This window comes from Methanospirillum lacunae, assembly GCF_003173355.1.
GTDB classification, from domain to species: Archaea; Halobacteriota; Methanomicrobia; order Methanomicrobiales; family Methanospirillaceae; genus Methanospirillum; species Methanospirillum lacunae.
The window spans coordinates 147,804-169,677 of the sequence record NZ_QGMY01000009.1 but is presented as its reverse complement, the minus strand read 5'-3'; the positions used below and the strand labels follow the sequence as shown (position 1 = coordinate 169,677).

The following is a 21,874-nucleotide window of genomic DNA, read 5'->3' as shown; positions in this document are numbered from 1 at the left end:
CCTGGCATACGACGACAACGATCTGCTCGTTGAGGTTACTTCATCCTCATTCAAGCCGACCGATAAGTCACAGAGCGGTGAGTTCAGCGGCGCAACCGGAACTGTCAAGGTCCAGCAGGGCACTGACGGTCTGAACAAGTGGAGCTTCAGCGTTGACGCATCCACCTTCAAGCCAGACGAGTACATCGTCCGTGTTTCCGGTGTAACTGTTGATACAGTTGAGACTTCACTGTTCAACGTTGTTGAGGCAGGCGGCGCTCCGGCAGCAGCAAAAGAGCCGGCAGCAAAAGTCACCCCAGCAGCACCAGCAGTTAACGCAACCAAGAACGCAACTGCAGCAGCACCAGCAGCAAATGTTACTCAGCAGAACGCAACTCCAACCGAGAAGCCAACCGCTGTAGCAACAACTGCAGCAGCAACCGCAAAGCCAACCGAGAAGGCAACCACCGTTCCAACCCCTGAACCGACCAAGAAGTCACCAGGATTTGGCGCAATGGCAGCACTCGCAGGCCTCGGAGCAGTAGCATTCTTTGCACTGCGCCGGAACTAAGGTTGAAAACCAAAATCCTCTTTTTTTGTTTGTGTTGATCTCCTGTTAGGGAGTTTTCTGTGTTTTCACGGCTTTGAATGTTCCAATGCACTAAATAGGATCCAACATCAATTTTATGGCATGAAACTAGCCGTACGCCTCGTTGATATTGCTGCACGGGGTGTGCTCCTGCATCAGCAGGATGCAAAAACCCTGGGTGTTTTTCCTGGAGACCGGGTTGTAATAACAAATCTTTCAACAGGATTCTCTATCGCAGATTATGTAGAAACTACTTCCACTCTTATTAAACAAGGAAAACTTGGTATATATCATCAGAGTAACGAGCAGTTACAGGTAAAAGATGGCGAATCTGTAGAAGTCAGAGTATCTGACCGTCCAGTATCTCTGGATTACATCAGAAAAAAGATGGAGGGTGAGCGTCTCTCACGTGAAGAGATCAAAATGATTGTAACGGATATTGTTCATGACAATCTTTCACCAAGTGAGATTACCGCCTTTGTTATTTGTTCCTATATCAACAACCTGGATATTGATGAGATAGAATCACTTACCCGTTCGATGGTAGAGACTGGTGATCGACTTGAGTTTCACACAGGACCTATTGTTGATAAACATTCAATAGGTGGAGTTCCAGGAAACAAAATAACATTTCTTGTGGTGCCCATCATAGCAGCTGCAGGCTTACTTATCCCAAAGACCAGTTCCCGTGCAATTACAGGGGCTGGAGGATCTGCAGATTTGATGGAAGTTTTGGCACCTGTTGAATTTTCGGCCGCTGAAGTTCAGCAGATGACACAGAAGGCTGGTGGAGTGATTGTCTGGGGTGGTGCAACCAACATTGCTCCGGCAGATGACAAGATTATCATTCAGGAGTATCCATTCAAAATTGATCAGATTGGGCAGATGATTGCAAGTGTCATGGCGAAGAAATTTGCTGTTGGAGCTGATGTTGTTGCCATTGACATTCCAGTTGGTAAAAATTGTAAGGTTCATTCTATACCTGAAGGCCGTAAACTGGCTCAATCGTTCATCGAGATCGGTGATAGGCTTGGAATGCGTGTTGAATGTGCCCTGACTTATGGTGACGCTCCGGTTGGACGGGCAATCGGTCCGGCATTAGAGGTGAAAGAGGCTCTTGCCATTCTGGAAGGATCTGAGTCACCTAACTCCCTGATTGAGAAGAGCACTGAGATTGCGGGGATAGCACTTGAACTGGCAGGGAAAGCAAACCGGGGTGAGGGATCTGCCCTTGCTCTTGATCTTCTCAAGTCAGGGAAAGCCCTGAAGAAGATGAAGGATATCATTGCTATTCAGGGTGGCAATCCAGAAATAACTTCAGATCTGGTTAAACTTGGTGAGTTCTTCCATATTGTTAAAGCCGAGCGTGACGGATATGTCGTGGATCTCAATAATAAGTCTCTGATTACAATTGCACGTGTGGCAGGAGCTCCAAATGATCATGGTGCAGGTCTCTACATCCATGCGAAACCAGGAACACGTCTCAAACGTGGAGATCCAATATTTACTTTATACGCAGAGCGAAAATGGAGACTTGAGAAAGCCCTTGAGACTGCAAGAACACTACGTCCTGTTATTGTGGAAGGTATGCTTATGGACCGTGTTCCAAACCAGCGGGAATGGCTTCCCTCAAAACAGCGTAACAACGGTGTTGAATGATCTTCAGTATGAAAATGACTACACATTAAGATAGGGAGGGATTGATGGAACATACGATACACAAACTGGTGTCTGGTGGAGTGATTGTCCTCCTGATCTGCCTTCTGGCTATCTTTCCAGTTTGTGGTCTCAATATTATGGTATTTGAGCAGACAGATCGAACAGCACCGATCCCTCAGGCACTCATTTACACCAATGGTGAGTATGCTGCAACAACTAATGAGAATGGGACATACAATCTCTCGTATGAAGGGTATCCTCCTACTCTCAGGATTGCAAAGGCCGGATATCGTGACTGGACGGGAAAGCCCCTTGTAAACGATACCCTGCTCCTTGTCCCCCTTCAAATACGCAACTGCACATATACCATCCAGGTTTTTGATGCTGATACGCTTCTTCCCCTACCTGACATTCAAGTGAAAGCGAGTTTGCCGGATGGGACTATCGGACAGAATCGTACTAATTCAAATGGAACTGCTCTTCTTTCTCTCAGAACTGAACAGGTTTATGATCTCACAATCGCTGGTGGTATATACCAAACCATCAGGGACAAACTAGTTACCAGGTTTGAGGATACAGCGGCTCAGTACTCCATGATCAGAAGTGATCGGATCTCTCTCCATGTTCTGGATGCAGATACAAAGCATCCGGTTCCTGATGTTCAAATTCTGACTGACGGAAAAGATTCAGGGAAGACAAATGCGAAAGGAATTCTGATCACAAATATGAGCAGGGGTGTGGATCATATGATCGAGGCAAGATCACCTGGATATGAGAAAACAATCCTGCAGAAAAATCCTGGGGAAGAGGATTTAATTCTTGATGTAGTTATCGTGCCACTTAAATCTACTGTGTTTGTCTCGGTATATGATCCTGCAAAACAACCTATTGAAGGAGCGGATGTACGGATAGATGGCAATTCAGTTGGACTTACCACCCAATATGGAAGAATCTCTATCCCTGATCTAGAGATACGGTCTTATCTTTTCAGTGTGAGTAAAAAAGGCTACAAACCTGAAAGCAGGAGCCTTGATCTCACATCAAATAACTCTGACATTATCTTTGATCTCTCTCCTGACCTCATTTCAGTACCTGTTCTGATCCGGGATAATCAGGGGAAAATTCTTCCCAATGCTTCAGTTATGGTAAACGGTTCACAGGTTGCTGCAAGCAACAACAATGGAACAGCGACCCTTAGCCTTATAGAAAACCAGACTTATCATATTGGGGCAAACCTGTCAGGGTATCTACAAAATAATACAACTATTATTCCTCCTGTCTCATCCCCGGTAATTCTTGTCTTGAGTCCAAAAGAGAAAGACAAGACAACAACTCCATTCCCATGGATGGATGTCGGGATCATCATTCTTGTGGTACTAATTTTACTTGGAATTCTTTATTTCCGGGGCGGTGGAAAGAGACCATCATCGCGGGCAAAGAAAAGACGTGTTGATCTCAGAAAGAGATCACTCTAATTTTTACGGATCCAGTGGGAATCGAACCCACGTCCCCGGGTCCGAAGCCCGGTAGGATATCCGCTACCCCATGGATCCTCTAGACAATTCCATCCGTAAGATATTAATGATTTTTATCCTACCTGTATGGTATGATTCTGTCATCACGCTCGCTCCGGCAGAGGCTTGGGGTTCCTGCCGGTAATGGAGGTGTTGTTCTCGAGCCATATGGCTCTGAGTGCCAACAGCCTGCTTCATATGATCTTCGGGCTTCTGAAGAGTACTCACTTGAACGCGGGATGATGACGCTGGTCGCTACAATGGAATGGGTGGAACTCCCAGGTGACCTCGCTGCCACGCTTCGTTGTCGATCTTCGTATGCACGGCGTGGGCTCCTTATCAGTGGGGGGTTTGTTGATCCCGGATTCAGAGGTCATCTCACTCTATGTCTCGTAAACATGGGTCCAGAACCAGTTTCTATAAAAGCTGGTGACCGGATTGTGCAGATGATCTTTTCGGAAGTCAGCGCTGGTGACGAGATCTATAATGGTCGGTATCAGGATAGCAACGGAGTGGTTCCAGCACGATGATCAAGACTGAACATAAGTATATCGAAATTTTGCGAATTCTCAAGGATCACCAGGAGCCTATGGGAGCAAAACGCCTTTCAGAACTTCTGGCAGAACGCGGATATGTGATGACTGATCGGGCCGTTCAGTACTATCTCCGATATCTGGATACACGTGGATTCACTGAAAAGGTTGGTAATCAGGGGAGAATTCTAACCTCCACCGGTATAGCAGAGACAGATCGCGCCCTGGTAGAAGACCGTATTGGTTTTGTTATTTCTAAACTTGAGCGGCTGGCATTTAAGAGCACATTCAACCCTGATACTTCGACCGGTGATGTGGCGTATAACCTTACCATTGTGCCAAATGAAAAACTAGACGCAGTAACCAAAGTTTTTGATAGGGTACGGGATGCGGGATGTAGTTTTTTCAAGTCCTTTGCCTTTTTGGATCGCGACTCACGTGTTCCTGCAGATCATACCGGGATTCTGACCGTCTGTAGTATTACTATGGATGGTGTCTTCCAGCACAATGGCATTCCCGTAAAGATGGCATATGGAGGGACAATACGGATTGTGGATAAAAAACCGATTGAATTTGTTGATCTGATTGGCTATCAGGGTTCCACAGTTGATCCCTTACAACTCTTCATAAACTCAGGTCTCACGTCAATTGGCCCGTTTATTTCAGATGGGTCCGGAGTTCTTCTCGCAAATATCAGGCAAATTCCAGGTTTGTCATGGGATAGAGCATCTGATCTGATCACAAGGATGCAGGGATGTGGTTTCAGGTTTCCTCTTATGATGGGAAGGGGTCAGATCTTTAATCTTGTTACTGATCCCGGACGAATTTCCCTGGTTTCTTATTCAGGGATGAATTCAATTGGATATGCGGCAGAAGAGGGTCTTAAACTCACAACTGAAATAGGAGCAGGAACAATTCCATTCTCCCGAATAGTAAATTCAAACTAACTTTTTTATTGGGGTTAATTTTTCTGAATTAATCTATCAAGTTCGCTGACTCTGGGTATCTCACTTAAGCCAGACAAAACAATGAGGACTGCTACATGTGAGCCGTGTCGTGATGATACAGGACTATCTCCAGATCTGAGTTCATAACCATTGATACTATCATCGATCCATTTTCTGACAGCCATAAACCCTTTCATGGAAAGTTCATCTTCAGGTCCGATCAACAATATAAGGGCCTTTTTGGCTGATGAGAGTTCGCTGTATGCTGATATATCTCTGAATACAGCTTTTTCAGCAAGTTTCACTATTCTCCCAGCCTTTTCCTGCCTATGGACAAGGGACTCCTGTTTCTGGCGGAAAAATCCTATCTTTGAATGTTCTTCAAGAAACTCGTCTGCAAGACCTATTGTAATCAGTCCCATTCCTGTAATGGTATTTAGAATTTCTCTAGTATCAAGCACCATCTGTGGTGGTGTATCCTGAACTTCTCCTGCCTGGATCAGCAACTGAATCCGTTTTGAGATCTGGTGGTTGATCAGGTCGTAGGGATCAACAGAAGTCTTCTCGGGGGTGCCGGGAATCCAAAACCGTTCTGTGACTCCCGGCCCGGGTTGTTGAACAGCTGTTTCAATCTGTTCACGAACTTTATCGAGCCAGAGCTGGTTATCAAAGACAATGACTCCGTCAAGGATTGAACGGATTTGACGCATATTTGTTGCGGCCCGTTTGAGTCGTTCCTGACCTTCATCATCAGAAGGAAGAGTTACCAGGGCAAAGACCGGCTCAAACATCGTCTCTCTGATAATGCCAACCAGATGAGGAACCAGATCTATAAGGCCACCTCCGAGTCCTGCACAGAGGAGTACTGCATCATGTCCTCCAGCATCATTTGACTTGAGCTGGGCTTTCACCTCATCAATGGTAAAGGTGGTTGTCAGGAGTTCTGGTGTTGAGATGGAGTCTTTTGGAAAGTAGACCTTTCTGTCTCTTCTGATGTATTTTAGATTTTCAAGGATAGTTGGATCATTATCTACAGCTATCACATGAAGAGTGTTACGGGTTGATCCAGCGGCTGGTTCTGCTATAGCATCAGCAATTCTACTCCCAGCCGTGCCAAGTCCTAATATCAAGAGTCTCATTTCATCACCCGTTGCACGATACTCCTCAAGCCAGTCGTTGAAGTGTATATATGTACTCCCCTGATCTCATAAAGAGTATCTGGGGGCATGATGAAAATCTGTTCATAACTGCCGATATGCCTCATAACTCCATGCGTCTGCAATTATTTTTCTCTCAAAATAGAGATCTTTACATGAAAACCTGGTTGATTTTGCTTTATTATTCCAATATTGTCTGATTATTCGAGATTCAAATAATAATGTTTTTACCGGTTCGGGTTTTATTAATTTTTTGAGGTGACAGACCTTGAGTTATGGTATAGAATTCGTTCCAGGAAACATTAACGTCAAACAGGTGGTTAATTACTGTAAACTTGCAGAGTCAAAGGATATTGACTTTGCCTGGATTACAAACCACTACAACAACCGCCACTGCTACCCAACCCTTGCAGCAATTGCTCAGGCAACAACAACCCTGAAGATGGGTCCGGGTATTATGAACGCCTTCACCGATACACCTGCTGCAATGGCATCCTTTGCATGTACCCTTGATGAGATATCTGAGGGCCGTGCAGTAATGGGTATCGGACCTGGCGACCTCTCAACCCTTCCAAAGCTCGCAATCAACCCGGAAAAGCCGGTCGGACGCCTTGAGGAAGCAGTTGTGCAGATGCGCAAGCTCATCGCTGGTGAACAGGTTTCAAAGAGCGGCATGAAATTCTTTGACTACGATGGTGCCAAGCTCACCGGTGTCAGCCTCCCAGGAAAGAAGGGCATTCCGATGTATATCGGTGCCCAGGGACCAAAAGTTCTGGAACTTGCAGGAACCATCGGAGACGGTGCCCTGATCAACGCATCCAACCCCAAAGACTTCGAAGTAGCTATCCCAATCATCAAGGCAGCTTGTGAGAAGGTAGGTAAGAAGAACTTTGACATTGGTGCATACACTGCAATGTCCATCGACAAGAATGAGAAGAAGGCACGCAATGCAGCAAAGATTGTAGCCGCATTCATTGCAGCTGGATCTCCAGAGCCACTGCTCCAGCGCCATGGTCTCGACCTCGCTAAGGTTGCAAATATCAAGGCAGCACTCGGCAAGTTTGACTTCAAGACTGCTGGAGAAAATGTCGACGATGCAACCATCGATGCATTCACCATTGCAGGAACCCCGGACACTGTCAAGCAGAAGTGTGAGGACCTGATGAAATCCGGTGTTACTCAGGTTATCTTTGGATCACCACTCGGCCCGGACGTTGTCAACTCCATCCGCCTGCTCGGTAAGTACGTAGTCTAAATATTAAGGCTACATCCCTTTTTTCGGTTTATATTTATAGTAAAATGCTCCATACGAGAAATGGGGCAGAGTGATGTTTACCTCTTTTAGAACTGAACATACTGAAGGATTTATCGAATATCGTGTAGAGGACCTGACGGGTCTACGAACCAGAATCTGTCCGGAACGGTTAAAACGGGGTATTGGCGGTGTTTATATTCCTACATACAAAGATGAAGATTGTCCCTTCTGCCCTGGCCTCATTGAAGAAGTAACACCCGTATTTCCTGATGGAAAACGGATCCATATCGGTGAGAGTATCACCTTTCCGAATCTTTACCCGTTTGCTGCCTATCATGTAGTGACCTCAATAACACATGAGCACTCAGTCCCCACATTTACTCATAAACAGATTGCAGATGCCCTTTCCGGCCAGGTGACTGCTCTTAAAAAACAATCAGAGTATGTATCCATCAACTGGAATTACCTCCCGTCTGCTGGTGCATCTCTTCCACATCCTCATCTCCAAGGACTATGTGATCATCAGCCTGACACTTTACCTTCCCGATATCTTCTGGCAGGAGAGCAGTATCATAAGACCCATGGTAGAGGATATTTTGAGGATGTCAGAAAGGATGCAGAACGTAGTGGAAGAGATCTACCTGGAACTATTCTTTTCTGGTATGCTCATCCGGTTCCGATCGGTGAAAGAGAGATCCGATGTCTTCTGCCTCTAACCACGGTTGCGGAGTTCAGCGATGTTCTAGAAGATTTTGCTGCAGACCTGATCTCCTTACTCGGGTTTTATCGTGATCTTGGGACGAGTGCATTCAATATGGCTATTTTTTTTGGGCAGAACAAAGATCGTAATACCTTTTCTGCATTTTGTTCCCTTATATCGCGCATCAATCCAAATCCTCTTTCAACTTCAGATACTGCATTTATGGAGAGGTTACACCTTGAGCCTGTCATCCTCACCCTGCCTGAAGAACTTGCATCAACCTGGAGAGAATATGCCCAGAATATGCCCAATGTTCCAACTATAATAAATTGAGACTCAAAAAAAGGAAAAAAGTGAGATCCGATTATTCAGGTTTGCTGATAAGGGTCTTCTTTGCAACGCGTGTTCCATCGTTCTTGTGTGGCTTGCGGATGACAGCGTCGGTTGCCTTCTCCATCTCACGTGCTTCATCACAGAGGAATGCAGCCTGGCGCATCATTTCGTGTGCTGATGCAACGATTGGAGTGTAGTTTTCAAAGCCCTTGGTCATAAAGCAGCCCTTAACATTGACTCCTGCAACAGCGCTAGAGATTTCGTATGCTGCCCGTGCTTTTGCATAGGCGTATGGGTTGCTGAACTCGCCTTCAACAGCCTTGTCTGAAGTCATGACGATCTTTGGCAGTGCAAGGTCCTTGCCCTTCTTTCCTGCCTTTACCTGGTCGATAACCTCGTCAAGTGCAACCTGAAGTTTGCGGAATGCACCAGTAAGTGCGAGAACCTTGACAAGGTTTCCGTTGAAGTCAGCCATCTCAATGGGGTCAAGGAATTCGCGGCGTGCACCGATCATGGAGTCTCCCTTCATGATGATGTATCCGAATTCGCTTGCCTTGAGTGCTTCCCACTCTTCTTTCTTGGAGGTGATGTCGTCGGTGATGACAACACAGGGAATGCCTGCTGCAGCGAGTGCCTCGCGTGCTCCTTTTGGCCCTGGAAGAACTCCATTTGGAGAAACAACGACACAGAAGTCAGGACCCCATGCCTTCATATTTGAGACGACACGGTCGATATCTTCTGGCTGGAGTTTGGTCCCCGAGGTGGCCATAAAGGTCTGCATATCTTCACGGTCTGCCCTCTCATCAAGGAGAAGTTCTGCCATGACACCGCTTGCGATATTTCCAAGTTTTGCTATTCCTACTTTTACTACCATTGCACACCTCTGTGTGTTCAACGATACTATGATAAATATCATAATAAAGATTGTGAAATCGATTTTTGGGAGTCTACATTGTAACAAATAAGGCCGGGATAATGCCGCCAGCTTGGTAGTATTCGGGCCCAAAATTACTGTATACTTATAACTTTTGCAATGGTTAACGAAAAACGTTTAAATTATCTCTTTCTTATTGATATGTATGAAAGATGGTCTGCTCACCGACCGGCAGAAAGAGGTCTTAAGATACCGGAAGTCAGGCCTGACTCAACAACAGATTGCCGATATTATCAATACATCAAAGGCGAATGTCTGCACTATTGAGAAATCAGCGATGGAAAACATCAAGCGTGCACGGGAGACGATTGAATTCTTCCACAGTCTGGATTCACGTCATCTCTGTACAATTGGTAAAGGTCAGGATCTGCTTGAATCAGTCCAACAGGTATTTGATGAAGCAGAAAAAATTGGTATCAAAGTAAAGTACGATACTGTTCAATTGATGAACAGGATCCGTGATGAGATCCCTGAAAAGAACCGCTCACGGTATGTGCGAAATCCAATTGAGGTCTACATCAAAGATGATGGAGATCTCTACTTTGAATGACGCTTCCTGTTAGCAATACCTTTATTACTCTTTTTCTCTCATATGTATGAAGCCTGAATCTATGGGTATTTTTGGGTACCTGTATATTTGACAGTTATTTCGTAGAAAAATGATATTTCTGCGAAGTGACAGGATTGCGTTCATCGCAATGGGCTGATATAGTGGGATGTGATTTCGGCAAGGGTGGACGATGCGGCCCGTTATCTGTGATTTTTCACAGGTCAAGCCTGAATTTCACGCATCTTACGAGAGACCGGTATCTGAACGCATTACATCTGACCGCCTGACTACACGCCAAGGAGTTTGTTCTGGCACTCTCTATAATGAGGGCGCATATGACCTCTGGTACCTTGACGTTGTGGGGAGAGGCTGGTCTTGAACGTTCGTTCAGCAGATGCTCGCTCTATGCAGCTTCTGCTGTAGGTATACTTCGTGTCTCTGATCCTGCATCGACTATCATTTGGTCACGAATAGTGCCTGAATGATCTGATACAGACAGAAGGACTGATAGAAAAATGCCAAACGTACACAGACCCCGCATGGGTTCCCTGGCATTCAGCCCGCGGAAACGGGCGAAGAGCCAGGTACCGAAATATCATGCATGGCCCGCATATGAAGGAGAGCCAGCGCTCCAGGGTTTTGCCGGATATAAGGTAGGAATGACTCATGTCATTATGGTCGACGACCATGTAAAGAGTCCAAATGAAGGCAAGGACATCATGGTTCCGGTCACCGTTGTAGAAGTACCTGACATGAAGGTTGCTGCAATTCGTGTTTACCGCAAAGATACCTACGGTCACCATCCAATGACCGAGATCTGGGCAGAAAACCTTGAGTCTGATCTTGGACGCAGAATCAACCTGCCAAAGAACTACAAGCGCGAAGAGGCTGAAAAGAAGATTCGCGAAGCTATCGAGGCAGATAAAATTGTCGAGGTTATTGCAATAACCTACACCCGGCCTGCACTCCTCACTGGTGTCCCAAAGAAGGTCCCTGACCTTATGGAGACACGGATTGGTGGTGGAAGTATGGCAGAGCGGTTTGACTTTGCTGTCGGCATGCTTGGTAAGGATGTTGACATCCGTGGGATGTTCCAGGTTGGTCAGTACACCGATGTTACTGCAATCACGAAAGGAAAAGGTACCCAGGGTCCTGTCAAACGCTGGGGAGTTCACCTCCGTAAACGCAAACACTCACGTGGTGGCAAAGAACGCCATGTTGGTACACTCGGACCATGGAATCCTCACCACGTACGGTGGCAGGTTCCAATGATGGGTCAGATGGGATACCAGCAGCGGACTGAATACAACAAACGCCTCATCCGGATTGGTGAAGACGGGGCAGATGTTACTCCAGAAGGTGGGTTCCTGCACTACGGCGAAGTCCGGAGCAGATATGTCCTTATCAAGGGTTCACTCCCTGGTCCATGCAAGCGTCTTGTAAGAATCAGACATGCAATCCGTCAGGGTGAGCACAAGGCCCGCGAGCCGGTGGTCGAATTCGTGAGCCAGCAGAGCAAACAGGGGTGATCTAGATGAAAGCACAGGTTTTATCATTGTCAGGTTCGGTTGACCATGAGATCGAACTCCCGTCTGTCTTTGCGTCCGAGTACCGCCCAGATTTAATCAAAAAGGCGGTCATCTCGATTCAGAGTCACCGGTATCAGCCCCATGGTGCATACGTCTATGCAGGTATCACTAAATCAGCCGTCGGCTGGGGTAGTGGTCGTGGTGCATCACATGTTCCACGTCTGAAGAACAGCTCCCGGGCTGCAAAGGTTCCACAGGCAAAAGGTGGTCGTGAGGCACATCCGCCTGTAGTTCAGAAAATTCTGACACGCGACATCAACCGCAAAGAGAGAAGAAAAGCTCTTAGTTCAGCAATTGCGGCAACTATCAGCGATGAACTCGTCAAGTCACGAGGGCATGTCTTTGAAGGCTCTCTTCCGTTTGTTCTGACCAATGAGTTTGAATCACTTGGAAAGACACGCGATGTCATTGCAGCACTGCGCGCAATCGGTGTCTATGATGACGTTCTCAAGGCAGAAGGCTCTCGCAAGGTCCGTGCAGGTCGCGGAAAAATGCGTGGTCGACGGTACAAACAGCGTAAAAGCCTGCTTATTGTAACCGGAAACGAACCACTGCGTGCAGCCCGCAACCTCTCTGGGGTAGATGTCTGCCCGGTTGATAGTCTGAATGTAGAACTCCTCGCTCCAGGTACTCAGTCTGCACGTCTGACTGTCTGGACTGAAGATGCAATTGTCAGACTCGGGGGTGAACAATAATGGTTCTGAAGTACCCGTATGCAACTGAAAAGGCAACCTATGGGGTAGAGAACGAGAGCAAACTCCAGTTTCTGGTTGATCGCGATGCAACCAAACCGGAGATCAAGAAGGCGGTCGAGAAAATGTTCGGCCAGCAGGTCACCTCAGTGAGGACGATGATGACCACCAAGGGTGAAAAGAAAGCCATCATCGGATTTACCAATGAAAAGGCCGCAGAGGAGATTCTCAGCCGTCTCGGCATAATGTAAGGTGGTGCAAGATGGGACATCGAATCACAACACAAAGCCGTGGACACGGAGGACCAACCTACCGTGCACCGTCACACCGGTACAAGGCAGAACTGCGTCACCTTGGACGCAATGACACCACGGTTAATGCGGTCATTATTGACATTGAGCATGATCCGGCCAGACACACACCTATCGCCAAGGTCGAAGTTGAAGGCAGTGAGAAGAAGTACGTTCTTGTTCCGGAAGGACTTGGAATCGGGGACACAATGTCCTGGGGATCTGAAGTCTCCTACAAGAATGGAAACACACTTCCAATGTCAGCAATTCCGACTGGTGCATACATCTGCAACATTGAAGCCAGACCAAATGATGGTGGAAAGTTCGTCCGTGCAGGTGGCGTTCAGGCTATGATCACCGACAAGATGGAAGGCCGGGTTGCAGTCCGGATGCCAAGCGGAAAGACAAAGTGGTTCAACGGCCAGTGCCGTGCAACCGTTGGTGTTGTCGCAGGCGGTGGCCGCAGCGAGAAGCCGTTCGTCAAGGCCGGTAAGAAATATCACAAGATGAAGAATACCGCAAGCAACTGGCCACGGGTCAGAGGTGAAGCTATGAATGTTATCGATCACCCATTCGGTGGTGGAGGACATCAGCACGCTGGCAGACCAAAGACAGTGAGCCGCGGAACATCCCCTGGCCGGAAGGTTGGGCACATAGCCGCACGCCGCACAGGCAGAAGGAGGTAAGCGGATGGCAAAGAAGATTCAGAAGAAATTGCCACGGCGAAAGGAAGAGTTCACATATCATGGATTCAACGCCGAGGCTCTCAAATCCATGACTATTGAGGAACTGCTTCCGGTCATGCCCTCACGGGCACGGCGGAAGGTTCTCCGTGGATGGACCATCAGCGAGGACACACTTCTTGCTGATCTGCGTAAGGGTGACAGCCGAGTCAAGACTCATGTCCGCGATATGATCATTCTCCCAGAGATGATTGGACGTGAAATCGAGATTTACAACGGGAAGGAGTTTGTTAAGGTTGAGATTCAGCCTGAAGCAGTCTTCCATTACCTTGGAGAATTCGCCCTGACACGAAGGAAAGTCGCTCACGGTTCTGCTGGTATTGGAGCAACACGGTCGAGTAAGTTCGTTCCACTGAAGTGATGTGAATGGGAAGAATCGAGTATTCAAACAAGGTGGAAGGGGACAATCTTGCCCGTGGCAGGGTGAATGAGGCACCTATCTCCCCCAAGCACGCAATTGAGATTGCCCGGTTTGTCAGGGGGAAATCCCTTGCAGAGGCTGAAGCATACCTGAATGATGTGGTTGACCTGAAAAAGGCCATCCCCTTCAAGAAATTCAACCGAAATGTGGCCCACAAACGTGGCCTTGTCGGCTGGGATGGCGGTCGCTACCCACAGAAGGCAAGCCAGGTTTATCTCCGGCTCTTTAACAGTGTGCGCAAGAACGCTGAATACAGCGGACTCGACACGGAAAAACTCCGTATCATCCATGTGTCAGCAAACCGCGGTATCCGTCGCCGGAGTTTCATGCCCCGTGCAATGGGCCGGGCAACTCCCAAAGATCGGCAGACCGTCAACATCGAGATGATCGTCTCCGAGCAGGAGGCCTGAACGTATGGCAGTAGAACGTAAGTTTGTAGCAGACGGCGTACGGAAGGTCCGGGTTGAGAAACATCTCTCCCGTGAGCTCAAGCGTGCCGGATACGGTGGTATGGATCTCATCCGGACACCCCTCGGCACCCAGGTGACGATCTTTGCAGAGAAGCCGGGTATCGTCATTGGAAAAGGTGGAAAGGTTGTTCGCAGCCTGACCCAGGACCTTGCAACAGTCTACGGGGTAGAATCTCCGCAGATTGAGGTTCAACAGGTTGATAACCCGAACCTGAATGCACAGATCATGGCAGAGCGGCTCGCCAGTGCACTTGAGCGCGGATGGTACTTCAGAAAAGCAGGATCATCCACGATCCGCAGAATCATGGAGTCCGGAGCACTTGGTTGCGAGGTTGTCATCTCTGGAAAACTCACCGGAGCACGTGGTCGTGTCCAGAAGTTTACTGAAGGATACATCAAGCACTCCGGAGATCCGGTAAACACCATCGTCGAGAAGGGATTCGCTGTAGCAATCAAGAAGCTCGGTGTTATCGGTGTTCAGGTACGGATCATTCCGCCAGGTGCACAACTTCCTGACCACTTCCAGGTAACTGCGGTTATTGAGAAGAAGAAGGCAGCCCTTGCCCCTCACCTGACCAAGATCTCATCAGACTCTGTTGTTGATGAGGATGTTCCACTCGAAGAGATGCTTGACGAGCCAGATGTTGAGGAGGACCTCTAATGGCAATCTTCAGAGCACGTGATGTTAGTCAGCTCTCTGATGTCGAACTGGTAGAACAGGTTGACAAACTCAAGATGGAACTGATCCAGTACCGGGGTAAAGTCAGCGCCGGTGGTGCTCCTGAGAATCCAGGACAGATCCGTGAAATTCGCCGGACTATTGCCCGGATGAAGACTGAACAGAACCGCAGAACCCTGGCATGATTACACCGCAGAACATCCTGTTCCATGAACTCATCGGACTGGATGTCACTGTGGTGCATGCCTCTAGCCCATCCCTTGTGGGAATCACCGGAATCATCATCGATGAGACCAAAAACACGGTCATGATTAAGACTGTTTCTGGTCTGAAGATGGTGGGAAAAAAGGGTATCACCCTTCGAACCCGTATTCCCGGGGGAAAAGTCGTTGATCTGGATGGCTCAGCACTCCTGATGGCTCCAGAGAGACGGACAACAATGCGAATCAGAAAATAAAGGTTCAAAATGGCAAGAAATATCGGATTTAACGTCCCTACGCCGGAAAAAGAGTGTTCGGACGTAAACTGCCCGTTCCATGGCACCTTGCCGGTGCGCGGCCAGGTGATCACCGGCAAAGTCGTGAGCGACAAGATGACGGGGTCGGTAGTGATCAGGAGGGACTACCTGCACTTTGTCAAGAAGTACCAGCGGTACGAGAAGCGTAGTTCAAAGATTCATGCACACAACCCACCATGCCTCCATGCACGGGTTGGAGACACTGTGAGCATAGCCGAGTGCAGGCCGCTCTCCAAGACCAAGACCTTTGTGGTTATTGAGGTGAACAAGTCATGAGGGGCCTAGGGATAAAGGTCCCCCGTTCAGTAAGCACCGGAACCAGACTGGCATGTGCAGACAACACCGGAGCACGGTTAGTCCAGGTTGTCTCGGTCTTTGGATACCATGGTGTCAGACGCAGGCAGCCGAAACTCGGCCTTGCTGATATCGCCACGGTAAGTGTCAAGAAGGGTACACCCGACATGCGGAGGAAACTCGTGCGTGCCGTGGTTATTCGCCAGAAGAAAGAAATTCGTCGCCCAAGCGGACTTCGCCTCAGTTTTGAGGATAATGCCGTTGTAGTCGTTGACGAAAAGAATGAGCCACGTGGAACCGAGATCAAGGGTCCGGTTGCTCGTGAGGTCGCGATCCGGTACCCACGTATTGGTTCGATGGCCACGATCATCGTGTGAGTGGTGCGAATGGTAAGGATTGCAAGTAAACAACCAAGAAAACAGCGCAAAGCCCGGTATAATGCCGCGCACCACGAGCGCGGATCCCTTCTGCACGCTCCCCTTTCCAAGGAACTGCGTGAGAAGTACAACCAGAGAAGTGTCCGTGTTATCAAGGGTGACACCGTTAAGGTCATCCGTGGTGATCATTCAGGGACATCAGGCTCCGTGGACTCAGTAATAACCAAAAAATCCCAGATTGTCATAGATGGCGTATCTGTCAAGAAGGCAGATGGCACTGAAGTGCCACGTCCGATTGATCCCTCAAATGTTATCGTTACTGAACTGAATCTTGAGGACAAGCGACGCGAGCAGAAACTGGGTGGTGAATAAGATGGGACAACACCTGAAGAGAGTTGTAGCACCAAATTCCTGGGGTATTGCAAGAAAGACGACAAAGTTCGTCATGAAGCCCTCCCCGGGACCGCACAACACCAATGCACTGCCGATCGCTGTCTGGCTTCGTGATCATATCGGGGTAGCCCGGAATATGAAAGAAGTCAAGCAGATTCTTCGTCAGCGTGAAATACTGGTGAACGGCCGTGCATGTAGACATGCAGACATGGGTATCGGTATCTTTGATATCATCTCCATCCCGAAGACCGGAAAACATTACCGTATTCTTCGTGACGCAAAGGGCCGGCACAAGACCATCCAGATTGATGCAGAAGCTGCCCAATCAAGGCTTGTCAAGATCACCAACAAGACGATCATCAAGGGTGGCAAGGTTCAGCTGAATCTACGTGACGGATCAAACATCATCGCAGACAACAGTTACAAAACCGGCGATTCAGTCGTTCTCTCCCTGAAAGATGGTGAGTTAAACAAGATTCTCGATCACTTCCCATACCAGACCGGAAGCATGGTCATGGTTATCGGAGGAAAGCACTCCGGCAACATCGCCCGGATTACTGATCGTGTGATTGTGAGCGGCAGTCTTCCAAACCGTGTACTTCTCAAGGATGAAGGGACCGGAGAGTCTTTTGAGACCATCGATGAGTATGTTGTCACTGTTGGTCGCGAGAAGTCAGCAGTCGACAACTGGGGGATTGAGGAATGAACCCAAACCGTGAGGTTTCAATCGACAAGATTGTCGTCCACATGGGTGTCGGAGAAGCAGGAGACCGTCTTGTCAGTGCAGAAAAGATCCTGAGTGAGATCACCGGAAACAAACCGGTCCGTGGAGTTGCAAAACAGACAATTCCCGCATTTGGTCTCAGAAAGGGGCAGCCCCTCAGCTGCAAAACCACTCTGCGTGGTAATACAGCTGAAGAGTTTCTGGTCACTTCTCTGAAAGTTGTCGGGAACAAACTGTCAGCACGGGCAGTCGACCAACAGGGGAATTTCTCCTTTGGTGTCGAAGAACACACCGATTACCCGGGTCAGAGTTATGATCCAAAGATTGGAATCTTTGGTCTCGATGTTACCGTTGTCGTTAAACGCAATGGTGTCCGGATTGCCCGGAGACATATTCAGACCAAGAAACTTCCGCTGAAGCAGCGGGTCAGCCATGAAGACACCGTCGGTTTCCTGAATGGAAAATATGGCGTGGAGGTTCAGTAATGTCTGAGAAGGCTGGAAAAGAAAGGACAAAAGTTTTCGGACGCGGAGCACATGAGTGTAAGCTTTGCGGACGCAAGCAGGGACTTGTCCGCAGATACAGTATATACTTCTGCAGACAGTGCTTCAGAGAATGGGCCAGCAAGCTGGGCTTTAAGAAACTGAACTGAGGAGGAGAGTAATGGCAAGACTGAATACGGTTGCGGATGCGTTATGCACGCTCAAGAATGCAGCAGATACCGGACGGGCAGAATGCATCGTCCAGCCTGCAGCTGCATTGATCGGTGAGATGCTCCGCGTTATGAAAGAAGCCGGTTACATCAGGGAGTATACCCTTGTTGAAGACGGCCGTGGTGGCCAGTTTAAGGTAACCATGTCTGGTATGATCAACAAGTGTGGTGCCATCTCCCCCCGGTTCTCGGTAAAGCTGGCTGACATGGAAAGCTGGGAACAGCAGTACCTCCCATCCAAGAGCATCGGTATGTTGCTGATCTCTACTTCAAAAGGTGTAATGCCTCATCATGAAGCACGTCAGCTTGGAATCGGCGGCGAATTGCTGGGGTACGTATACTAAGGGTGGAACAGATGTCAGCTCAAAGAACTGTATCCATTCCAGAAGGTGTCACCGTTACCATGGTTGACTCCGTTCTGAAGGTAAAAGGGCCCAAAGGCGAACTCCAGCGAGACATGTGGCATCCGGCAATCAATATCGTCATTGAAGACGGTCACGCTGTCTTTACAACCGAATCTGCAAAGAAGCAAGTTGTGGCAATGGTAGGAACCCTTGCTTCACATTGTAAGAATATGTGCACTGGTGTAACCTCAGGTTACCAGTACAGCCTCAAGGTTGTGTACAGTCACTTCCCAATCCAGCTGAAGATGCAGGGCGAAAAACTTGAGATCTTCAACTTCCTTGGCGAGAAATATCCACGGTATGCCCGTGTTCTTCCGGGAACATCAGTAAAACTCGGAACCGACGAGGTAACTGTGACCGGTATTGACAAGGAACTGGTTGGTTCAACCGCTTCAAATATCGAGAAGGCAACCCGAATCCGGGATCGCGATCCCCGTGTATTCCAGGACGGGATTTACATTGTTGCCAGGGGTGAACAGTAATGGTATCAGAAATCAGACGTCTCCTGCGTGTAAGAAAGGCAAAAGAAGCCCGGTTTAAACGTGAGGGCGTTGATAAGAAGGTAACCATCAAGGACTCCTGGAGGAGACCCCGTGGTCTGCACAGCAAACAGCGTAAACTCCGTAAGGCCAAGGGTCCACACCCGGATCCAGGGTACGGCAGTCCTCTTGCAGTCCGTGGAATGCATCCATGCGGTCTTCGGGAAGTCAGGGTCTGCAATCTGAAAGAGATGGAAGGACTCAACGCTGCAACACAGGCAATCCGTATTGGTGCAACTGTCGGTCGTAAGAAGCGTGAGATCATTCAGAACAAGGCCGCAGAAGCAAAAATCCGCGTCCTTAACTGGAAGGATGCAACCAAACCTGCAGCAGCAGGAAAATCTGCATCAAAAGTCTCCAAGACTGATGCAAGCGAGGAGGAAGAATAAATGAGTCAGATTTCTGGTCAGAGACGCCTGGCTGCCAAAGTCCTCAAATGCGGTCTCAACCGCGTTTGGTTCGATCCTGAAAAGATCGACGACGTGCAGCGGGCTATCTCTCGTGAAGACATCAGAAACCTGATCACGGAGGGAGCAATTGCTGCCCACCAGAAGGTGGGTAATTCCCGTGGACGGGCACGTGTCATGATGACAAAGCGGAGTTATGGACACCGCAAGGGTCCCGGCCGCAGAAAGGGTGCAATCGGCTCGCGTACCGTCAGCAAGGAACGCTGGGTTTCGCGTATCCGTGCCCAGCGGAAGGTACTCCGTGACCTGCGTGAATCTGGTGAGATTGAGCGTTCCGTGTACCGCCGGTTCTATCGGCGTGCTGCTGGTGGTCAGTTCAGGACTGTAGCACACCTGAAAGCCCAGATTGAGATTGGGAGGGCACAGTAATGGCAACAGGTCCACGATACTTTGTCTCCTTCCGCCGCAGGCGTGAAGGAAGAACCGACTACCATGCCAGGCATAAACTGGTTGTATCAGTCCGTCCCCGGATGGTAGTCAGAAAGACCAACAAACACATCATCTGTCAGATGGTGACTGCCCACCTTGAAGGTGACCGGACTCATGTCACTGCAAACTCTGCAGATCTCCGTAAATTCGGATATAAGGGTTCATTATGCAACACCCCTGCAGCGTACCTGACTGGAATTCTGTTTGCAGTTCGGTCACTCAATGCAGGCAAAGATGCTGCAATCCTCGACATTGGCCTTCACCGGGCAAGTCCGGGAGCACGTGTATTTGCAGCACTGAAGGGTGCAGCAGAAGCAGGTCTTGACATTCCGCATTCTGAGGAAATACTTCCCTCTGATGAGCGGTGTAACGGAGAACATATCGCAGCATACGCCCCCGACCGTGCAGGAGTCCTGCCTGCCAATGTGGCAGCAACTCGGGATGCAATCATGGGGGAGCTGAACTGAGATGGCATACGAGAAGACAGAATGGGTACCCCTGACCGGTCTTGGACGCATGGTCCAGTCCGGTGAGATAAAGAGCATTGACGAGGCGCTCGCCAGTGGGAAACCCATCAAAGAACCTGAGATCGTTGATGCATTCCTCCCTGACCTCGTGGATGAGGTGCTCGACATCAACATGGTACAGAGGATGACCGACTCCGGTCGTCGTGTCAAGTTCAGGGCTGTAGTCGTCGTTGGAAACCACGACGGATACATCGGCTTTGGACAGGGCAAGGACTCCCAGGTGGGAGACGCGATCAAGAAAGCGATCGTAAATGCCAAGACACATGTAATAAAGGTAAAACGTGGCTGTGGTTCATGGGAATGCGGATGTGTCCATCCACATTCAATCCCCATGCAGGTTACTGGTGTTGCAGGCAGTGTCAAAGTCACACTCAAGCCTGCTCCACAGGGAATTGGCCTTGTTACCGGAGACATTGGTAAAAAGGTGCTTGACCTTGCCGGTATTCGTGATGTCTGGGCACAGACCCAGGGTCAGACCCGGACTACCATCAACTATGCAAAGGCAACCTTCAACGCTCTGAAAGCTACCAACATGATCAGGCTGGGAGGAAAGGAGTAATGTATGCTGTTGTTCAGGTCCGCGGAACGGTTAAGACCCGCCGGGAGATCAAGGACACCCTGAAGATGCTCCGCCTTCATCACATCAACCACTGTGTCATCATCCCTGACACTCCGGCTTATGTCGGAATGATTCGCAAAGTCAAGGACTTTGTTGCATATGGTGAAGTTGATGCCTGTACGGTTGAAGAACTTCTGAGAACCCGTGGACGTCTCACTGGTGATGCTCATCTGTCTGATGAATACATCAAAGAGAACTCCCAGTATGCGGGAATCTCCGAGTTTGCAAAAGCACTCTCATCAGGGGAGGCACGGCTGGCAGATGTTCCCGGACTCAAGCCGGTTCTGCGACTCCACCCGCCACGTAAGGGGTATAAGACCACCAAGAGGACCTACCAGCAGGGCGGTTCACTCGGGTACCACGGGGAGAATATTAACGATCTCCTCTACAAGATGAGGTGAGCAGATGCCAGTCAATAAGCGATCCAAGTACCGTGGCTCACGCACCTGTGGTGGTGGGACCCATAAGAATCGTCGTGGAGCAGGAAACCGCGGAGGCAGAGGCAATGCTGGTGTCAATGCACACCACTTTGTCAAGGCCTACCTCGTAAGAGGTCCGGTTTTTGGTAAGTGCGGATTCAAACACTACCATGAAGCCTCTATCACCGGGGATGTTCTGGACATTGGTGAGATCGATCAGATCATACCAATTCTTGTCAGAACAGGTGCAGCACAGGAAGAAGGCGACACCGTTGTCTTCGATGCAGCAGTCCTTGGTGTTGAGAAGGTTCTTGGTGGCGGAAAGGTCAGCCACAAGATGAAAATCACGGCCGCGGCGTTCTCCCAGCAGGCGATCGCCAAGATTGAGGCGAAAGGCGGTCATGCGATGACCTCCTGAA

The 21,874-nt window shown here is 48.9% G+C and carries 34 protein-coding genes and 1 tRNA gene; 32 read left to right on the top strand and 3 right to left on the bottom strand.

The features are described from left to right. From DK846_RS13755 to DK846_RS13745, 3 genes are all read left to right on the top strand, one after another. Positions 1-550, top strand: a 550-nt coding sequence (locus DK846_RS13755; RefSeq protein ID WP_146201232.1) for a PGF-CTERM sorting domain-containing protein, incomplete at its 5' end; no start/stop codon positions are given. Positions 551-670: 120 nt separating this feature from the next. Next, positions 671-2,227 (top strand): AMP phosphorylase, encoded by a 1,557-nt coding sequence (locus tag DK846_RS13750; RefSeq protein WP_109969531.1) that lies wholly within the window; start codon positions 671-673, stop codon positions 2,225-2,227. 44 nt (positions 2,228-2,271) lie between these two features. Beyond that, positions 2,272-3,702: a carboxypeptidase-like regulatory domain-containing protein gene (locus DK846_RS13745; RefSeq protein ID WP_109969530.1), complete on the top strand. Its 1,431-nt coding sequence runs from the start codon at positions 2,272-2,274 to the stop codon at positions 3,700-3,702. Between the two features lie 6 nt (positions 3,703-3,708). Here the strand turns inward: DK846_RS13745 and DK846_RS13740 are convergent. After that, positions 3,709-3,780: transfer RNA gene (locus tag DK846_RS13740), tRNA-Arg, on the bottom strand. A 53-nt stretch (positions 3,781-3,833) separates the two neighbouring features. Here DK846_RS13740 and dcd point away from each other — a divergent pair. Then, positions 3,834-4,271, top strand: a complete 438-nt coding sequence (gene dcd / locus DK846_RS13735) for a dCTP deaminase (protein ID WP_109969529.1) — start codon at positions 3,834-3,836, stop codon at positions 4,269-4,271. Continuing rightward, entirely contained in the window at positions 4,268-5,221 is a 954-nt protein-coding gene (locus DK846_RS13730; RefSeq protein WP_109969528.1) for a DUF128 domain-containing protein, read from the top strand. The genes dcd and DK846_RS13730 overlap by 4 nt, the downstream gene beginning before the upstream one ends. A 14-nt stretch (positions 5,222-5,235) precedes the next feature. Here the strand turns inward: DK846_RS13730 and DK846_RS13725 are convergent, their stop codons facing one another. Further along, on the bottom strand, positions 5,236-6,360 hold the full coding sequence (locus tag DK846_RS13725) for an FtsZ/tubulin family protein (protein ID WP_109969527.1): 1,125 nt from the start codon (positions 6,358-6,360) through the stop codon (positions 5,236-5,238). A gap of 286 nt (positions 6,361-6,646) precedes the next feature. Between DK846_RS13725 and DK846_RS13720 the strand changes: the two genes are divergently transcribed. Both DK846_RS13720 and DK846_RS13715 read left to right on the top strand, forming a co-directional pair. Then, positions 6,647-7,633 (top strand): 5,10-methylenetetrahydromethanopterin reductase, encoded by a 987-nt coding sequence (locus DK846_RS13720; RefSeq protein WP_109969526.1) that lies wholly within the window; start codon positions 6,647-6,649, stop codon positions 7,631-7,633. Positions 7,634-7,706: 73 nt separating this feature from the next. Next, positions 7,707-8,666, top strand: a complete 960-nt coding sequence (locus DK846_RS13715) for a galactose-1-phosphate uridylyltransferase (RefSeq protein ID WP_109969525.1) — start codon at positions 7,707-7,709, stop codon at positions 8,664-8,666. Positions 8,667-8,697: 31 nt separating this feature from the next. Here the strand turns inward: DK846_RS13715 and DK846_RS13710 are convergent, their stop codons facing one another. After that, a complete protein-coding gene (locus DK846_RS13710; protein ID WP_109969524.1) occupies positions 8,698-9,540 on the bottom strand; it encodes a F420-dependent methylenetetrahydromethanopterin dehydrogenase in 843 nt (280 codons plus the stop codon). 205 nt (positions 9,541-9,745) lie between these two features. On the opposite strand from DK846_RS13710, the gene DK846_RS13705 reads away from it, so the two are divergent. The 25 genes from DK846_RS13705 (at position 9,746) to DK846_RS13585 (ending at position 21,873) form a co-directional block, all read left to right on the top strand. Beyond that, positions 9,746-10,150 carry a Tfx family DNA-binding protein gene (locus tag DK846_RS13705; protein WP_109969523.1) on the top strand — a complete coding sequence of 135 codons (405 nt, stop codon included), beginning with the start codon at positions 9,746-9,748 and terminating at the stop codon, positions 10,148-10,150. A gap of 335 nt (positions 10,151-10,485) precedes the next feature. Beyond that, positions 10,486-10,635 (top strand): hypothetical protein, encoded by a 150-nt coding sequence (locus DK846_RS17770; RefSeq protein ID WP_181391791.1) that lies wholly within the window; start codon positions 10,486-10,488, stop codon positions 10,633-10,635. Between the two features lie 30 nt (positions 10,636-10,665). Then, a complete protein-coding gene (gene rpl3p / locus DK846_RS13695) occupies positions 10,666-11,679 on the top strand; it encodes a 50S ribosomal protein L3 (protein ID WP_109969521.1) in 1,014 nt (337 codons plus the stop codon). Positions 11,680-11,684: 5 nt separating this feature from the next. Next, positions 11,685-12,434 carry a 50S ribosomal protein L4 gene (rpl4p, locus tag DK846_RS13690; RefSeq protein WP_109969520.1) on the top strand — a complete coding sequence of 250 codons (750 nt, stop codon included), beginning with the start codon at positions 11,685-11,687 and terminating at the stop codon, positions 12,432-12,434. After that, positions 12,434-12,682, top strand: coding sequence for a 50S ribosomal protein L23 (locus DK846_RS13685; RefSeq protein ID WP_109969519.1), 249 nt, complete (start codon positions 12,434-12,436; stop codon positions 12,680-12,682). Before rpl4p ends, DK846_RS13685 begins: the two co-directional genes overlap by 1 nt. Positions 12,683-12,693: 11 nt before the next feature. Then, the gene (locus tag DK846_RS13680; RefSeq protein WP_109969518.1) at positions 12,694-13,407 is read left to right on the top strand and encodes a 50S ribosomal protein L2; all 714 of its coding nucleotides are present in this window, start codon (positions 12,694-12,696) and stop codon (positions 13,405-13,407) included. A 4-nt stretch (positions 13,408-13,411) separates the two neighbouring features. After that, complete coding sequence (locus DK846_RS13675; protein ID WP_109969517.1) at positions 13,412-13,825, top strand: 30S ribosomal protein S19; 414 nt, start codon at positions 13,412-13,414, stop codon at positions 13,823-13,825. A gap of 5 nt (positions 13,826-13,830) precedes the next feature. Continuing rightward, positions 13,831-14,295, top strand: a complete 465-nt coding sequence (locus tag DK846_RS13670) for a 50S ribosomal protein L22 (protein WP_109969516.1) — start codon at positions 13,831-13,833, stop codon at positions 14,293-14,295. A gap of 4 nt (positions 14,296-14,299) precedes the next feature. Then, entirely contained in the window at positions 14,300-15,016 is a 717-nt protein-coding gene (locus DK846_RS13665; RefSeq protein WP_109969515.1) for a 30S ribosomal protein S3, read from the top strand. Then, positions 15,016-15,219 (top strand): 50S ribosomal protein L29, encoded by a 204-nt coding sequence (gene rpmC, locus DK846_RS13660; RefSeq protein WP_109969514.1) that lies wholly within the window; start codon positions 15,016-15,018, stop codon positions 15,217-15,219. The genes DK846_RS13665 and rpmC overlap by 1 nt, the downstream gene beginning before the upstream one ends. Continuing rightward, positions 15,216-15,491 (top strand): ribonuclease P protein component 1, encoded by a 276-nt coding sequence (locus DK846_RS13655; protein WP_109969513.1) that lies wholly within the window; start codon positions 15,216-15,218, stop codon positions 15,489-15,491. The genes rpmC and DK846_RS13655 overlap by 4 nt, the downstream gene beginning before the upstream one ends. 9 nt (positions 15,492-15,500) lie before the next feature. Then, positions 15,501-15,827 (top strand): 30S ribosomal protein S17, encoded by a 327-nt coding sequence (locus DK846_RS13650; RefSeq protein ID WP_109969512.1) that lies wholly within the window; start codon positions 15,501-15,503, stop codon positions 15,825-15,827. Next, complete coding sequence (locus DK846_RS13645; protein WP_109969511.1) at positions 15,824-16,222, top strand: 50S ribosomal protein L14; 399 nt, start codon at positions 15,824-15,826, stop codon at positions 16,220-16,222. The genes DK846_RS13650 and DK846_RS13645 overlap by 4 nt, the downstream gene beginning before the upstream one ends. A gap of 9 nt (positions 16,223-16,231) precedes the next feature. Further along, entirely contained in the window at positions 16,232-16,594 is a 363-nt protein-coding gene (gene rplX / locus DK846_RS13640) for a 50S ribosomal protein L24 (protein WP_109969510.1), read from the top strand. A 1-nt stretch (position 16,595) separates the two neighbouring features. Beyond that, positions 16,596-17,321: a 30S ribosomal protein S4e gene (locus tag DK846_RS13635; RefSeq protein WP_109969509.1), complete on the top strand. Its 726-nt coding sequence runs from the start codon at positions 16,596-16,598 to the stop codon at positions 17,319-17,321. After that, a complete protein-coding gene (locus tag DK846_RS13630; protein ID WP_109969508.1) occupies positions 17,318-17,824 on the top strand; it encodes a 50S ribosomal protein L5 in 507 nt (168 codons plus the stop codon). Before DK846_RS13635 ends, DK846_RS13630 begins: the two co-directional genes overlap by 4 nt. Continuing rightward, positions 17,824-17,991: a 30S ribosomal protein S14 gene (locus tag DK846_RS13625; RefSeq protein WP_109969507.1), complete on the top strand. Its 168-nt coding sequence runs from the start codon at positions 17,824-17,826 to the stop codon at positions 17,989-17,991. Before DK846_RS13630 ends, DK846_RS13625 begins: the two co-directional genes overlap by 1 nt. An 11-nt stretch (positions 17,992-18,002) precedes the next feature. Continuing rightward, positions 18,003-18,395, top strand: a complete 393-nt coding sequence (locus tag DK846_RS13620; protein ID WP_109969506.1) for a 30S ribosomal protein S8 — start codon at positions 18,003-18,005, stop codon at positions 18,393-18,395. A gap of 11 nt (positions 18,396-18,406) precedes the next feature. Further along, positions 18,407-18,937, top strand: coding sequence for a 50S ribosomal protein L6 (rpl6p, locus tag DK846_RS13615; RefSeq protein ID WP_109969544.1), 531 nt, complete (start codon positions 18,407-18,409; stop codon positions 18,935-18,937). Next, positions 18,937-19,383, top strand: coding sequence for a 50S ribosomal protein L32e (locus tag DK846_RS13610; protein ID WP_109969505.1), 447 nt, complete (start codon positions 18,937-18,939; stop codon positions 19,381-19,383). Before rpl6p ends, DK846_RS13610 begins: the two co-directional genes overlap by 1 nt. Further along, positions 19,384-19,830 carry a 50S ribosomal protein L19e gene (locus DK846_RS13605; protein WP_109969504.1) on the top strand — a complete coding sequence of 149 codons (447 nt, stop codon included), beginning with the start codon at positions 19,384-19,386 and terminating at the stop codon, positions 19,828-19,830. Beyond that, complete coding sequence (locus DK846_RS13600; RefSeq protein ID WP_109969503.1) at positions 19,830-20,357, top strand: 50S ribosomal protein L18; 528 nt, start codon at positions 19,830-19,832, stop codon at positions 20,355-20,357. The genes DK846_RS13605 and DK846_RS13600 overlap by 1 nt, the downstream gene beginning before the upstream one ends. A gap of 1 nt (position 20,358) precedes the next feature. Then, entirely contained in the window at positions 20,359-20,976 is a 618-nt protein-coding gene (locus tag DK846_RS13595; RefSeq protein ID WP_109969502.1) for a 30S ribosomal protein S5, read from the top strand. Beyond that, complete coding sequence (locus tag DK846_RS13590) at positions 20,976-21,437, top strand: 50S ribosomal protein L30 (RefSeq protein ID WP_109969501.1); 462 nt, start codon at positions 20,976-20,978, stop codon at positions 21,435-21,437. The genes DK846_RS13595 and DK846_RS13590 overlap by 1 nt, the downstream gene beginning before the upstream one ends. Before the next feature lie 4 nt (positions 21,438-21,441). Further along, a complete protein-coding gene (locus DK846_RS13585; protein ID WP_109969500.1) occupies positions 21,442-21,873 on the top strand; it encodes an uL15m family ribosomal protein in 432 nt (143 codons plus the stop codon). Position 21,874 lies beyond the last annotated feature (1 nt).